At 75.7% G+C, this 12765-nt stretch carries 15 protein-coding genes; 4 read left to right on the top strand and 11 right to left on the bottom strand.

The annotated features are described in order from the left end of the window. The first annotated feature begins 7 nt into the window (after positions 1–7). Positions 8–1507, top strand: a complete 1500-nt coding sequence (locus tag ACI79O_RS17195; RefSeq protein WP_456892906.1) for a sensor histidine kinase — start codon at positions 8–10, stop codon at positions 1505–1507. Positions 1508–1636: 129 nt separating this feature from the next. Here the strand turns inward: ACI79O_RS17195 and ACI79O_RS17190 are convergent, their stop codons facing one another. Both ACI79O_RS17190 and ACI79O_RS17185 read right to left on the bottom strand, forming a co-directional pair. Next, positions 1637–1885: a WhiB family transcriptional regulator gene (locus ACI79O_RS17190; RefSeq protein ID WP_456876495.1), complete on the bottom strand. Its 249-nt coding sequence runs from the start codon at positions 1883–1885 to the stop codon at positions 1637–1639. A 300-nt stretch (positions 1886–2185) separates the two neighbouring features. Continuing rightward, positions 2186–3208 carry a diacylglycerol/lipid kinase family protein gene (locus ACI79O_RS17185; RefSeq protein WP_456914744.1) on the bottom strand — a complete coding sequence of 341 codons (1023 nt, stop codon included), beginning with the start codon at positions 3206–3208 and terminating at the stop codon, positions 2186–2188. Between the two features lie 82 nt (positions 3209–3290). Between ACI79O_RS17185 and ACI79O_RS17180 the strand changes: the two genes are divergently transcribed. Next, positions 3291–3764, top strand: coding sequence for a hypothetical protein (locus tag ACI79O_RS17180; RefSeq protein WP_456914743.1), 474 nt, complete (start codon positions 3291–3293; stop codon positions 3762–3764). Positions 3765–3851: 87 nt separating this feature from the next. Here ACI79O_RS17180 and ACI79O_RS17175 read toward each other — a convergent pair whose 3' ends face one another. The 6 genes from ACI79O_RS17175 to sodN all read right to left on the bottom strand — a co-directional run bounded on the left by ACI79O_RS17175 (position 3852) and on the right by sodN (position 7682). Then, the gene (locus ACI79O_RS17175; protein WP_456876499.1) at positions 3852–4634 is read right to left on the bottom strand and encodes an HAD-IIA family hydrolase; all 783 of its coding nucleotides are present in this window, start codon (positions 4632–4634) and stop codon (positions 3852–3854) included. A 33-nt stretch (positions 4635–4667) separates the two neighbouring features. Continuing rightward, complete coding sequence (locus tag ACI79O_RS17170) at positions 4668–5153, bottom strand: N-acetyltransferase family protein (protein WP_456914742.1); 486 nt, start codon at positions 5151–5153, stop codon at positions 4668–4670. Then, complete coding sequence (pssA, locus tag ACI79O_RS17165; RefSeq protein WP_456876502.1) at positions 5150–5977, bottom strand: CDP-diacylglycerol--serine O-phosphatidyltransferase; 828 nt, start codon at positions 5975–5977, stop codon at positions 5150–5152. Before pssA ends, ACI79O_RS17170 begins: the two co-directional genes overlap by 4 nt. An 8-nt stretch (positions 5978–5985) precedes the next feature. Next, positions 5986–6675 (bottom strand): phosphatidylserine decarboxylase, encoded by a 690-nt coding sequence (locus ACI79O_RS17160; RefSeq protein ID WP_456892914.1) that lies wholly within the window; start codon positions 6673–6675, stop codon positions 5986–5988. Between the two features lie 66 nt (positions 6676–6741). Continuing rightward, positions 6742–7155: a VOC family protein gene (locus ACI79O_RS17155; RefSeq protein ID WP_456914741.1), complete on the bottom strand. Its 414-nt coding sequence runs from the start codon at positions 7153–7155 to the stop codon at positions 6742–6744. A 122-nt stretch (positions 7156–7277) separates the two neighbouring features. After that, positions 7278–7682: a superoxide dismutase, Ni gene (gene sodN, locus ACI79O_RS17150; protein WP_456876506.1), complete on the bottom strand. Its 405-nt coding sequence runs from the start codon at positions 7680–7682 to the stop codon at positions 7278–7280. A gap of 51 nt (positions 7683–7733) precedes the next feature. Here sodN and ACI79O_RS17145 point away from each other — a divergent pair, with 51 nt between their 5' ends. After that, positions 7734–8102 (top strand): S26 family signal peptidase, encoded by a 369-nt coding sequence (locus ACI79O_RS17145; RefSeq protein ID WP_456914740.1) that lies wholly within the window; start codon positions 7734–7736, stop codon positions 8100–8102. On the opposite strand, the gene ACI79O_RS17140 is transcribed toward ACI79O_RS17145, so the two are convergent. Continuing rightward, positions 8099–8704 carry a dTDP-4-dehydrorhamnose 3,5-epimerase family protein gene (locus tag ACI79O_RS17140; protein ID WP_456914739.1) on the bottom strand — a complete coding sequence of 202 codons (606 nt, stop codon included), beginning with the start codon at positions 8702–8704 and terminating at the stop codon, positions 8099–8101. The genes ACI79O_RS17145 and ACI79O_RS17140 overlap by 4 nt on opposite strands. A gap of 86 nt (positions 8705–8790) precedes the next feature. On the opposite strand from ACI79O_RS17140, the gene ACI79O_RS17135 reads away from it, so the two are divergent. Then, complete coding sequence (locus ACI79O_RS17135) at positions 8791–9984, top strand: NAD(P)-dependent malic enzyme (RefSeq protein ID WP_456892920.1); 1194 nt, start codon at positions 8791–8793, stop codon at positions 9982–9984. Here the strand turns inward: ACI79O_RS17135 and ACI79O_RS17130 are convergent. Both ACI79O_RS17130 and ACI79O_RS17125 read right to left on the bottom strand, forming a co-directional pair. Continuing rightward, a complete protein-coding gene (locus ACI79O_RS17130) occupies positions 9974–11428 on the bottom strand; it encodes a pyridoxal phosphate-dependent decarboxylase family protein (RefSeq protein ID WP_456914738.1) in 1455 nt (484 codons plus the stop codon). The genes ACI79O_RS17135 and ACI79O_RS17130 overlap by 11 nt on opposite strands. Continuing rightward, positions 11425–12765 carry an MFS transporter gene (locus ACI79O_RS17125; RefSeq protein ID WP_456914737.1) on the bottom strand — a complete coding sequence of 447 codons (1341 nt, stop codon included), beginning with the start codon at positions 12763–12765 and terminating at the stop codon, positions 11425–11427. The genes ACI79O_RS17130 and ACI79O_RS17125 overlap by 4 nt, the downstream gene beginning before the upstream one ends.

The raw sequence follows: 12765 nt of genomic DNA, 5'->3' as shown, positions 1-12765 counted from the left end.
GGGCACCATGAGCACCCTCTCCGAGCGCCTCCACCGCGGGTCGGCGACCGCCCCCTCGCAGGTCGACCACGCCCGGCGGCTGGTGGCCGACTGGCAGCTGCTGGCCGACCTGGCCTTCGCCGACCTGACGCTGTGGGTGCCGCTGCGCACCGGCGCCTGGTGGTGCGTCGCCCAGGTACGCCCGCTGACCGCGCCCACCAGCCGGCCCGAGGACCTGGTCGGCAGCGAGGTCGACGGGCCCGACGCCGACCCCTTCCGGCTGGCGCACCGGGAGGGCCGGCCGGTGACCGAGGGCGATCCGGACTGGTCGGGCGGCGCGCCGCGCCGCCGCGAGGTCATCCCGGTACGGCACGACGGCGTCGTCGTCGCGGTGCTGGCCAAGGACACCAACCTGGCCGTCACCCGGTCGCCGTCGACGCTGGAGCTGACCTACCTCGACATCGCCGCCGACCTCTGCCTCATGGTGTCGGCCGGCACGTTCCCGCCGGAGAAGCTGCTCGACGCCGAGATGAGCCCGCGCGTCGGGGACGGGCTGGTGCGCCTGGACGCCGCCGGCCGCGCCGTCTATGCCAGCCCCAACGCGCTGTCGGCCTACCGGCGGCTCGGGGTGGTCGGCGACCTGGTCGGCGCGGACCTGGCCAAGGTCACCCGGGCGGCGTCGGCCGACCGGGTGGCGGGCGAGGCGGTCGCGGCGACGGTCGCCGCCGCGGTGGCCGGGCGGTTCCCCGACCCCACCGACGTCGAGGGCCGCAGCGCGACGATGCTGCTGCGCGCCCTGCCGCTGCAGGCGCCGGGTGTCGAGGAGGGCGCGCTGGTGCTGGTCCGCGACGTCACCGACCTGCGCAGCCGCGACCGGGCGCTGCTGACCAAGGACGCGACGATCCGCGAGATCCACCACCGGGTGAAGAACAACCTGCAGACCGTCGCCGCGCTGCTGCGGCTGCAGGCCCGGCGCATGACCGAGCCGGCCGCGCGGGCGGCGCTGGAGGAGTCGGTGCGGCGGGTGGCCTCGATCGCCGTCGTCCACGAGACGCTGGCCGGCAGCCGGGAGGACGTCGTCGACGTCGACGACGTCTTCGACCAGGTGCTGCCGATGCTCGGCGACCTGACGTCCATCGGGCCGGCGGCGTGCACCCGCCGCGTCGGGCGCTTCGGGGAGCTGCCGGCGGTGACCGCGACCCCGCTGGTCATGGCGGTCACCGAGCTGCTGCAGAACGCCGCCGAGCACGCCTTCCCGGCCGACGGGCCGCCCGGCGCGATCGAGCTGGTGGCCGAGCGGGACGGCGACGACCTGGTGGTCCGGGTCCGCGACGACGGTCAGGGGCTGCCCGAGGACTTCGACCCGGCGCAGAGCGACGGGCTCGGGCTGCAGATCGTGCGGACGCTGGTCACCAGCGAGCTCGGGGGCGCGCTGCACGCCACCACCCCGGCGGAGCCGCCGGGGCCTGGCCGGCCGGGCACCGAGGTCGTGCTGGAGCTCCCCGGCGCGGGCCGGCCGCGGCGGTAGGCGGATGGGCTCCGAGCTCCTCCTGGGCGCGTGGCCGCGGTGTCGTCCGGTGGGACGACCGTGTGACAGCGACGAGGCCGGTCACCCGGAGCGGGTGACCGGCCTCGTCGGCGCGTCTGGCGGGATCGATCAGGCGCGGACGCGGGTGCGGGACTGGCGGCGCTTGAGAGCGCGCCGCTCGTCCTCGGAGAGCCCGCCCCAGACGCCCGAGTCCTGGCCGGATCGCAGGGCCCAGTCGAGGCAGGACTCCATGACGGAGCAACGACGGCACACGGCCTTCGCCTGCTCGACTTGCACGAGGGCGGGGCCGGTCGTCCCGATGGGGAAGAACAGCTCCGGGTCCTCGTCCCGGCATAGGGCGCGGTGGCGCCAGTCCATGTGCGTGCACTCCTCGGTGTCGACGACGTTCTGGGCTTGCTGATCGCTGACGTCGGGCCGCCTGCGCGGGCGCGACACCGGTTGCCCAGCGCCCCGTTCCAGCGACCGCCTGCCGCTTGTTACCGGCAGGTTGCGTTCCTCTCGCGATGTTTTCACCTGAGGACGGCGTGTCAAGCGCGCGGCGGTCGTGGTCTGACCCCGCGTGAGCAACCTCACCACGGGCGTGCTAGGGCCGCCACTCGGCGGTGCGGTGGTCGTTGACACCGCACCCCGGACGTGCGTGAGGGGCTCTCCGGGCCGCTAGGAGACGACGGACAGCGCCGCGGGCACCGAGCGCACCCGCAGCCCGGTGGCGGTGCCGAGGTGGTCGCCGTCGAGCTGCCAGCCCTGCGGCCGTGCGGCGGTCAGGACGACGTCGTCGAGGTCGTGCCGGCGGTGCACCCCGCGGCCGCGGGCGTCGGGACGGCGGGCGAGCACCTGCCGCGCGTGGTGCAGCATCCGCAGCACGCCCATCCGGCCCAGCGCGAACACGTCGAGGCCGGCGTCGAAGGAGGCCTCGGGACTGGGGTTGACCGGACGCGACCCCAGGTAGGTCCAGGGGCTCACGTTGGACACCAGGCACAGGAACAGCCCGTCGAGGTCGGGCTCGTCGGGCAGGGTCAGCGTCATGGCCGGGCGCCGGCGCTCCCGGCCGAGCACGAAGGCGCGGGTGGCCTCGCGGACGTAGAGCGCCCCGGTGGAGCGGCGGCCGCGGGCGCGCTGCCGCTCCACCCGCGCGATGACGTCGGCGTCGAAGCCCATGCCCGCGGCGAAGACGAACCAGCGCGGCTCGCTCCACCCGGAGTGGACCGCCGCACCCGCCTCGGCCGCCGCCACCGCGGTCGCCGGGTCGACGCCGCGGGCCGGGACCGTGCTGGTCCCGGTGGCGCTGGCGGTGCCGAGGGACACCCGCCGCGTCCGCCCCGACCGCAGCGAGTCGAGGATCTCGCCGGTGGCCTCGACCGGGTCGCGGGAGCGGCCCAGCGCGCGGGAGAAGACGTTGGTGGAGCCGCCCGGGACGACGGCGAGGGTGGGCACGTGCGCGCCCGGCCCGTCGGTGAGCAGGCCGTTGACCACCTCGTTGACCGTGCCGTCGCCCCCGAGCGCGACGACGACGTCGAACCCGTCGGCCAGCGCCTGCTGGCCCAGCTCGCGGCCGTGGCCGCGGTGCGTGGTCTCGGCGAGGTCGACCTTGAGCTCGCTGGCCAGCGCGCCCACGAGCACGTCGCGCACCCGGCCGGTCGTGGTCGTCGCCGCGGGGTTGGCCACCACGAGCGCGCGCATGCCGGAGAGCTAACCAGCACGGGGACCGTCCAACCGGCACGGACGGGGACTGCCGTGGCGGCTGACGCGTAGCCTCGCTGGTGTGACGGAGGAGGACGCCACACGCCGCCCGACCAGGGCCGAGCGGCTCTTCGGTGCCGCCGCGCAGCCCTCGTTCCGCCCGCCGCGCCGGCCGGGTCCCGCGGCGCCGCCGTCGGTCGTCCGGGCGGCGCTGGTGGCCGCCGTCGAGGCCGGGCTGCTGCTGGCCGGGGCGCTGGCCCTGCTCTGGCTGACCCTCACCGGCGAGCCCGACAGCGTCGGCCGGGCGCTGGCCGAGGTCGTCTACGTCGCGATCTTCGGGGTCGCGCTCGCCGCAGCCGCGGCCGGGCTGCGCCGGCTCGCGGGCTGGGCCCGCGGGCCGGTCGTCGTGCTGCAGCTGCTGCTGGGCCTGTTCGGCTACAGCACCGCGTTCCCCGGCGGCCAGCCGCTGCTGGGCATCCCGCTCATCGTCCTGGCCCTGGCCGGGCTGTACCTGCTGTTCACCCCCGAGGCGCGACTGGCGTTCCTCGACCGCTGAGGGGATCCGCTCCCTTCCGGCGGTGCTTGCGGCCCCGTCCCGGGGCCCGCCCCGAGCGTGCGAGGGGTGGGGAGGACGGGGTCCTTCTCACACCAGGTCGACGACGTCGGCGATCGAGTCGAGCACCCGGCTGGGGCGGAACGGGAAGCGGGCGACGTCGGCGGCCGTGGTCGACCCGGTGAGCACCAGGATCGTCTCCAGGCCCGCCTCGATGCCGGCGACGACGTCGGTGTCCATGCGGTCGCCGATCATCACCGTGCTCTCGGAGTGGGCCTCGATCCGGTTCATGGCGCTGCGGAACATCATCGGGTTGGGCTTGCCCACGAAGTAGGGCTTGGCGCCGGTGGCCTCGGTGATCATCGCAGCCACCGAGCCGGTGGCCGGCAGCGGGCCCTCGGGCGAGGGGCCGGTCACGTCGGGGTTGGTGGCGATGAACCGCGACCCGGCGCCGATCAGCCGGATCGCCCGGGTGATGGCCTCGAAGGAGTAGGTGCGCGTCTCACCCAGGACGACGTAGTCGGGATCGGTGTCGGTCAGGGTGTAGCCGGCCTCGTACAGCGCCGTCGTCAACCCCGCCTCGCCGATCACGTACGCCGAGCCGCCGGGCAGCTGGGAGGACAGGAAGTCCGCCGTCGCCAGCGCCGAGGTCCAGATCGACTCCTCGGGCACGTGCAGGCCCGAGCGCGCCAGCCGGGCGGCGAGGTCACGCGGGGTGAAGATCGAGTTGTTGGTCAGGACGAGGAAACGCCGTTCCGCGTCGACCAGCCGGGCGAGGAAGTCCGCGGCCCCCGGCAGGGCCTGTCCCTCGTGCACCAGGACGCCGTCCATGTCGGTCAGCCAGCACTCGGGCGTGCCACGCTCGGTTCCCACGCCCCCAGCCTGCCTCACGCCGTGACGACCCGGTCAGTCGCGTCGGTCGGCGGCGAAGTCGGCGAGCGCGTCGTCGGTCAGCCGGAACACCGTCCACCCGTCCAGCGGGAGCGCGCCGGCGGCCCGGTAGAAGTCGATCGACGGGGTGTTCCAGTCGAGCACCGACCACTCCAGCCGGCTGTAGCCGCGCTCGACGCAGGTGGCCGCGAGCGTCCGCAGCAGCTCCCGGCCCAGACCCGTTCCGCGGTGCTGCGGCCGGACGTAGAGGTCCTCCAGGTAGAGGCCGTGGGTGCCGCGCCAGGTGGAGAAGTTCAGGAACCACAGCGCCATCCCGGCGACCTCGCCGTCGGGACCGAGCGCGACGTGCCCGAACAGCGCGGGCGACTCCCCGAACAGCGCGGCGTGCAGCTGCTCCTCGGTGAGCCGGACCTCGTGCGCGGACTCCTCGTACTCGGCCAGCTCGCGCACCAGGCCCACGACGGCCGGGACGTCGGCGGGCTCCATGCGGCGGATCGTCACGTGAGCACCTCCCGGACGCGGGCCGGCACCAGCCGGCCGAGGGGGGAGAGCAGCGGCACCAGGACCGGCGCGAGCAGGTACCCGTAGGCGAGCACGCAGCCGGTGACGACCGGGACGGTGGCGAACCCGACGACCAGGGCGACGGCGGCGAGGACCAGTCCGTACGGGCGCCCGCTGCGGGGGCTGACCAGCGACCGGAACGAGCGGAACCGGACGGTGCTGACCATGAGCAGCGCGGGGACGGCGACGATGAGCAGCACCCAGAGCCGGTCGCGGCCCTGCATCTGGTCGCCGAAGGCGAACACCGACGCCAGGACGACGCCGGCCGCGCCCGGGCTGGGCATGCCCGTGAAGTACCGCTTGTCCGCGGTGGGGTCGATGGTGGTGTTGAAGCGGGCCAGCCGGATCGCCGCGCACGCCACCCACAGGAAGCAGACCACCCAGCCCAGCGGGTCCCACTCGTCCCGGCCCTCGGAGAACAGGGTGAACGCGAGCAGGGCCGGGGCCAGGCCGAAGGAGACCAGGTCGGCCAGCGAGTCGAACTGCAGGCCGAAGGAGCTCACCGCGCCGACCAGGCGGGCGACCGCGCCGTCGGCGATGTCGAAGAGCACCGACAGGCCGATGAGGACGGCGGCGAGGGTGTACTGCCCGCGGATCGACAGCAGGATCGCGGCGAAGCCGCACATCATGTTGGCCAGCGTGAACAGGCTGGGCAGGGTCGCCATGGCGCGGCGGCGGCTGCCGCGGACCGAGCCGCGGACGAACTCCACGGTCGCCGTGCGGCGGGTCGTGGGCCGCCCCTCGCCCGAGGCCGAGCTGGGCACCGGGGCCCTCAGCCGGCGGTGGGCCAGCGGCCGATGACGGTGTCGCCGCCCCGCACGCGCTGGCCCTTCCGCACGGTGATCGTGCACTCCGCGGGCAGGAAGACGTCCATCCGCGAGCCGAACTTCATGAGGCCGAACCGCTCCCCGGTGGCCAGCCGCCGGCCGACGCCGGTGCGCGTGACGATGCGGCGCGCCAGCACCCCGACCAGCTGGCGGAAGACGACGGTCCGTTCGCCCTCCGGGTGGTCCTCGCGCAGCCACAGCTCGCTGCGCTCGTTGCGGTGCGCGGACTCGGCCCGGTAGGCGGCCAGGAAGCTGCCCTTGCGGTAGGAGCTCTGCACGACCTCGCCGCGGTAGGGGGAGCGGTTGACGTGCACGTCGACGACGGAGAGGAACACGCTGACCTGCTGCCAGCCACCCGGCGGGGCGGGCTCGGGGGCGACGCCCTCCTGCGGCTCGCCGGCGACCATCACCATGCCGTCGGCCGGGGACAGGACCACGTCGGCCGGTGGCTCCTCGCGGTCGCAGGGGCGGTCGGGGTCGCGGAAGAACAGGACCATGTAGGCCGACAGCGCCAGGAACGGCCAGGCCGCGACGCGCGCCCAGCGGCGACCCGTCCGCGCGCCCGCGGCGGCCAGCACGGCGGCCGGGCCGAGGGGTCCGGTGATGAAGGGCCACCCGGCCCGGTCGATGCGCATCGAGGGCTGACGGTACCGGGGCCCGGCGGCGGCCCCGCCGCCCCGCCGGGGCCCCCGGCGGGTCGCTCACACGCCGGGCGTCGCGACGTTCACGAGCCAGCGGATGCCGAACCGGTCGGTCACCTGGCCGAACGTGTCGCCCCACATCTGCCTCTTCAGCGGGACGTCGACCGCGCCGCCGTCGGCCAGCGCCTCGAACCAGCGGGTGAGCACCTCGAGGTCGTCGCCGGACAGCGAGAGCGACACCTTGTCCGGCCCACCGGCGTCGGGGTCGTGCCCGTCGGAGGCCATGAGCTCGAGCCCGTGGTCAGTACGCAGGAAGGCGTGCATGACGCCGTCGTCGGGGTACTGACCCCCGCCCCCGCCCATGTCACCGAACGTCATGACCTCGAGGTGGCCGCCGAGGATCGAGCGGTAGAAGTCCATCGCCTCGCGGGCGTTGCCGGAGAAGTGCAGGTAGGGGTTGAGCCGGACGGCCATCGCGGGTCTCCTCGGGTCGGGGTGTCGCAGGCTGTGACCGGCGCCGTCCCCGGATCTCACCGGTGCCCGGGGACGCCGACGGCCGGCGGGCGAGGAGCCCACCGGCCGTCGGGGTCGTTCCGCTATGCGGCGGCCTTGGTCTCCCAGAAGATCCGGTCGATCTCGGCGATGTAGTCGAGCAGCTTCTGGCCCTCGGCGGGGTCCATGCTGCCCTTGCCGCCGGCCGCGCCGGCCTGCTTGGTGGCCTTGTTGAACAGCTCGTGCAGCTGCGGGTACTTCTCGAAGTGCGGCGGCTTGAAGTAGTCGGTCCACAGCACCCACAGGTGGTGCTTCACCAGGTCGGAGCGCTGCTCCTTGATGAGCACGCAGCGCTGCCGGAAGACCTCGTCCTCGCTGCCCTGGTACTTCTCCTGGATGGCCTTCACCGACTCCGCCTCGATGCGGGCCTGGGCAGGGTCGTACACGCCGCACGGGAGGTCGCAGTGCGCGCTGGCCTCCACGGCGGAGAACACGCGGCTGAACAGCATGCCCTCTCCTCCGTATGTCGATCGATCGGGTCGTCTGGGACCCTACTCGCGGTGATCAGTCCCCGTCCCGGTGAGCGGGCCGTCCCGCCGCTGCGGTCGGCGTGGGTGCTGGCGCGGGTGAGCGGCCCGTCGATGTCCCCGACGGTGCGGCACGGCGACCGGCTGCTGGTGCGGCGGGCGCGGCGCGGGGAGGTGGCGGTCGGCGACGTCGTCCTGGCCCGCTTCCCGTCCCGGCCCGACCTGCTGGTGGTCAAGCGGGTGCACCGGCTGCTCGGCGACGGCGCCGTCGACGTCCGCGGCGACAACCCGCTGGTCGCCGACGACAGCCGCGCCTACGGGCCGGCGGTCGCCGTCGGCCGCGTCGTCGCCCGGCTGCGGCCGCGGCCCGGCCGGCTGGCGCCACCCCCGCCGTCGGGCTAGGAGCCCGCGCGCTGCCGGTCGTAGTGGGCCGTGCACTGCTCCATCGTCGGCAGGATCCCCTGCTCCCGGGCCTGGGCGAGGGTGGGCGCGGCCCGGTCCTTGTCCGACAGCCGGTACTCCACGCCGGCCGGCCACGGCAGGCCGAGGTCGGGGTCGAACGGGGAGATGCCGAACTCGCGGCCGGGGCTGTAGCCCGAGGACACCAGGTAGGTCACCGACGACCCGTCCTCGAGGGCGACGAACGCGTGCCCCAGCCCCTCGGCGAGGAACACCGCGCGGGGCCGGTCGGACTCCAGCAGCACCGCGTCGGAGACGCCGAAGGTCGGCGACCCGACCCGGATGTCGACGACGACGTCGAGGACCCGCCCGGCCGGGCAGTAGACGTACTTCGCCTGCCCGGGCGGGACCAGCGCGAAGTGCACGCCGCGGAGCACGCCGAGGGCGGACACGCTGTGGTTGGCCTGCGCCAGCGGCAGCGACCGCCCGGTGGCCGAGGCGAGGACGTCGGCGCGGTACCACTCGGTGAACCGGCCGCGGTCGTCGCCGTGCGGCACCAGGTCGAGCACGTAGCTGTCCGGCACGGCGAGCTCTCGGATCTCCACGGGCGGCACGGTAGCGAGGCGGCGGGCCCGCGGCCTCGCCCCACGGGGTGGGGCGGGGGAGCGCACGGCACTACCCTGCTGGGGCCATGGGCGCAGAGACCGGTCAGCCGGGGACGACCGCCGACCGATTCGCCGGCGACCCGGCGTTCGCGGTCCACGAGGGCGGCAAGCTGACGGTCCGGCCCACGCGCGGCATCACCTCGCGGGAGGACCTCGCGCTCACCTACACCCCCGGGGTCGCCCGGGTCTCCAGCGCCATCGCCGCCGAGCCGGCCCTGGCCCGCCGCTTCACCTGGGCGCCGCGCGTGGTGGCCGTCGTCTCCGACGGCACCGCCGTCCTCGGCCTGGGCGACATCGGACCGGCCGCGGCGCTGCCGGTCATGGAGGGCAAGGCCTGCCTGTTCAGCGAGTTCGCCGGGCTGTCCGCGGTGCCGGTCGTGCTGTCGACCACCGACGTCGACGCGATCGTGGAGACCGTGGCCGCGATCGCGCCGTCCTTCGGCGGGATCAACCTCGAGGACATCAGCGCGCCGCGGTGCTTCGAGATCGAGGACCGGCTGCGCGAGCGGCTCGACGTCCCGGTCATGCACGACGACCAGCACGGCACGGCGATCGTCGTCCTGGCCGCCCTGCGCAACGCCGCGACGGTCACCGGCCGCGCGCTCGGTGACCTGCGGGTGGTCGTGGCCGGCGCCGGGGCCGCGGGGGTCGCCTGCACCCGGATCCTGCTCGAGGCGGGGGTGGGGGACATCGCGGTGGCCGACTCCCGCGGCGTGCTGCACCGCGGCCGCGAGGACCTCACCCCGGTCAAGCGGGAGCTCGCCGAGCACACCAACCGCGCCGGCTTCGCGGGCACGATGACCGGTGCGCTCGAGGGCGCCGACGTCTACCTGGGGCTGTCCGGCGGCACGGTGCCCGAGGCGGCCATCGCGTCGATGGCGCCGGGCGGGATCGTGTTCTCGCTGGCCAACCCGACGCCCGAGGTCGACCCGGAGATGGCCGCGCGGTACGCCGCGGTGGTGGCCACCGGGCGCAGCGACCTGCCCAACCAGATCAACAACGTGCTGGCCTTCCCCGGGGTGTTCCGCGGCGCCATCGACGCCGGCGCCCGCGCGATCACGGAGGAGATGAAGCTCGCGGCGGCCGGGGCCGTCGCCGCCGTCGTCGGGGAGGACCTGGCTCCTGGCCACGTCGTGCCCAGCCCACTGGACCGGCGGGTGGCGCCCGCGGTGGCCGAGGCCGTGGCCGCCTGCGCGCGGGACCAGCGGATCACCCGTTAGCGCGTGCCTCCCGGCGCGGCCGGTAGACCAGGTCGAGGAGCCCGGCCAGGAGCCGCTCGGCCACCGGACGGGAGAGCGCGGCCACCAGGGCGTGCACCGGTGCCATCCGCTCGGGGAGCCGGCCGCCGCCGACGCCGGCCAGCTCGAGCAGCGCGTCGACCTCGGCGACGGTCAGCGTGGCGGGGTCGATCGTCGCCGCGGCGGCGACCAGCCCGGGGTCGGCGACCGGGCGGGGCAGCGCGGCGGCGGCGCGGGCGGCGTCGGCGAGGTCGGCGAGCAGCGCGTCCACCCGTCCCGCCGTGGCGCCGGCGACCGTCAGGTGCAGCGTGGCCGGCAGGTCCGCGCCGCCGGGCTGGGCGAACGGCGGCTGGGGCTGCAGCAGCCAGCCACGGACGGCGGCCTCGTCGGCGAGGTTGAGCACGTCGACGCCGTCCGGGCCGTCCTGCGCGAGCGCGACCAGCGTGGCCACCGGCGTCCCGACCACCCGCAGCCCGGGGACCGCCGCCGCTCCCTCGGCCAGCGCGACCGTGGCCGCCCGGGTGGCGCGGGCGAGCTCGGCGTACCCGTCGCGGCCCAGCCACCGGTGCACAGCCCAGGCGGCGGCCATCGGCCCCGCGGGGCGGGTGCCGGCCAGGGTGGGGTTGACCACGGGGTAGCCCGGCCAGCCCGCGGTGCTGAACCAGTGCGCCTGGCGCAGCTCCGGCTCCGCGGTGAGGAGCACCGAGACGCCCTTGGGCGCGTAGCCGTACTTGTGCAGGTCCACCGACAGCGAGGTCACCCCGGGCACCGACAGGTCGAAGGGCTCGGGGACGTCGTCGAGGAAGGGCAGCACCCAGCCGCCGATGCACGCGTCGACGTGGCAGGGGACCCCCGCGGCGGCGGCCAGGGCGGCCACCTCGCCGACCGGGTCGAGCACCCCGTGCGGGTAGGACGGCGCGCTGACGACAACCAGCGCGGTCCGGGCGTCGAGCGCACCGGCCACGGCCGAGGGCAGCGCGCGGCAGCTGACCGGGTCGACGGCGACGTCGACGACCGCCAGGTCGAACAGGTGCGCGGCCTTGCGGAAGGCCGCGTGCGCGGTGACCGGCAGCAGCAGCCGGGGACGGCCGGTGCCGCCCCGCGCCCGCCACCGCTCGCGGGCGGCCAGTACCGCCAGCAGGCAGCTCTCCGTGCCGCCGCTGGTGACCGTGCCGACGGTCGCCGGGCCGCCGCCGAGCAGGTCGGCCGCCGCGCCCACCAGGTCGTCCTCGATGCGGGCCACGCTGGGGAAGGCGGTCGGGTCGAGCGCGTTGGTCCACTGGAACGCCGCCTGGGCCGCGGCGGCGAGGTCCTCGAGGCCGGCGCGGCCGGAGTCGTAGACGTAGGCCATCGTCGAGCCCCCGTGGGTGGGGACGTCGCCGGCCTGCAGCGCGGTGAGCTCGGCCAGCACCTCCTGCGGCGTCACGCCGGGACCTCCTCGGGTCGGGTGGGGACGGGGTCGAGCCGGTAGCGGGCCAGCACCGGCAGGCTGACCAGCACGAACAGCGCCGGGACGACGGAGAAGCCGAGCCGCACGGCCAGCACCGCGCCGGCGGACTGGGCGGCGTCCCCGCCGGCGGAGGAGGCGTACCTGGACGCGGCGAGCAGCAGCCCGAGCAGGCCGGGGCCGACCGCGAGGCCGAGGGTCTCGGCCGCCGTCCAGACGCCGGTGAACACCCCGGCCCGCCGCTGCCCGGAGGCGGCCTCGTCGGCGGCGACGACGTCGGGCAGCATCGCCAGCGGGAACATCTGCATGCCGGCGTAGCCGACGCCGACGAGCACCACGAGGGCGACGGCGAGACCCGTGCCGCCGGTGCCGACCAGCGCCAGCGCGGCCGCCGCGCAGCCGAACAGGGCGGAGGACGCCAGCAGCCCGGTGCGCTTGCCCAGCCGCCGGCTCACCCGCAGCCACAGCGGCATGACGAGGATCGCCGGGCCCACGAGCGCCCCGAACAGCAGCGAGCCGGCCGCGGGGTCGCCGAGCACCTGCTCGGAGTAGTACGGGACGCCGGCGAGCATGACGCCGATGCCGAGCGCCTGGACGACGAAGCCGGTGAGCAGCACCCGGAACGGCCGGGACCGCCAGGTCAGCGCCAGGGTCGCGCGGAGCCGGCCCTCGCTGGTGGTGCGGGTGAGCGTGGGCGCGTTGCGGGTGCCGGCGACCGCGCCGAGCATCCCGCCCGCGAGCAGCACCGCCACGAAGACCGCCATCGCCAGGTGCCCGGCGCGCCCGCCGCCGAACGCGTCGACCACCGCGGGGGCGCCCGCACCGGCGAGCAGGATGCCCAGCGCCAGCGCCGCCACCCGCCAGGACATGAGCGTCGCGCGCTCGCCGGGGTCGTCGGTGATCTCGGCCGGCTGGGCGACGTAGGGCACCTGGAAGCAGCCGTAGGCGGTGGCGGCCAGCAGGAAGGTGACCGCGACCCACGTGGCGGCCAGCGCCGGCGGGGCGCCCGGTCCGGCGAAGACGAGGACGAACAGCGGCGGCAGCGCCAACCCGCCGGCGAGCATCCACGGCCGGCGCGGCCCCCAGCGGCTCCTCGTCCGGTCGGAGCGGCTGCCGATCCACGGGTTGAGCAGCACGTCCCACGCCTTGGGCGCGAAGACGACCAGCCCGGCCAGCCCCGCGGCGACCCCGAGCACGTCGGTCAGGTAGTAGAGCAGCAGCAGGCCGGGGACGGTGCCGAAGGCCGCGGTGCCGATGGAGCCCAGGGCGTAGCCGACGTGGGTGCCCCGGCCGAGTCGGGGCGGGACGGCGGTCAC

Source organism: Geodermatophilus sp. SYSU D00696 (assembly GCF_054050235.1).
This window is presented reverse-complemented; position numbering and strand designations above follow the sequence as displayed.

Excerpts from the sequence above, each read along its gene's own strand:
- sodN (WP_456876506.1), bottom strand. The coding sequence starts at position 7,682 with ATGCTGTTCAGCCGCGTGTTCTCCGCCGTGGAGGCCAGCGCGCACTGC.
- ACI79O_RS17160 (WP_456892914.1), bottom strand. The coding sequence starts at position 6,675 with ATGCGCATCGACCGGGCCGGGTGGCCCTTCATCACCGGACCCCTCGGC.
- ACI79O_RS17155 (WP_456914741.1), bottom strand. The coding sequence starts at position 7,155 with ATGGCCGTCCGGCTCAACCCCTACCTGCACTTCTCCGGCAACGCCCGC.
- ACI79O_RS17135 (WP_456892920.1), top strand. The coding sequence starts at position 8,791 with ATGGGCGCAGAGACCGGTCAGCCGGGGACGACCGCCGACCGATTCGCC.
- ACI79O_RS17195 (WP_456892906.1), top strand. The coding sequence starts at position 8 with ATGAGCACCCTCTCCGAGCGCCTCCACCGCGGGTCGGCGACCGCCCCC.
- ACI79O_RS17185 (WP_456914744.1), bottom strand. The coding sequence starts at position 3,208 with ATGCGCGCGCTCGTGGTGGCCAACCCCGCGGCGACGACCACGACCGGC.
- ACI79O_RS17190 (WP_456876495.1), bottom strand. The coding sequence starts at position 1,885 with ATGGACTGGCGCCACCGCGCCCTATGCCGGGACGAGGACCCGGAGCTG.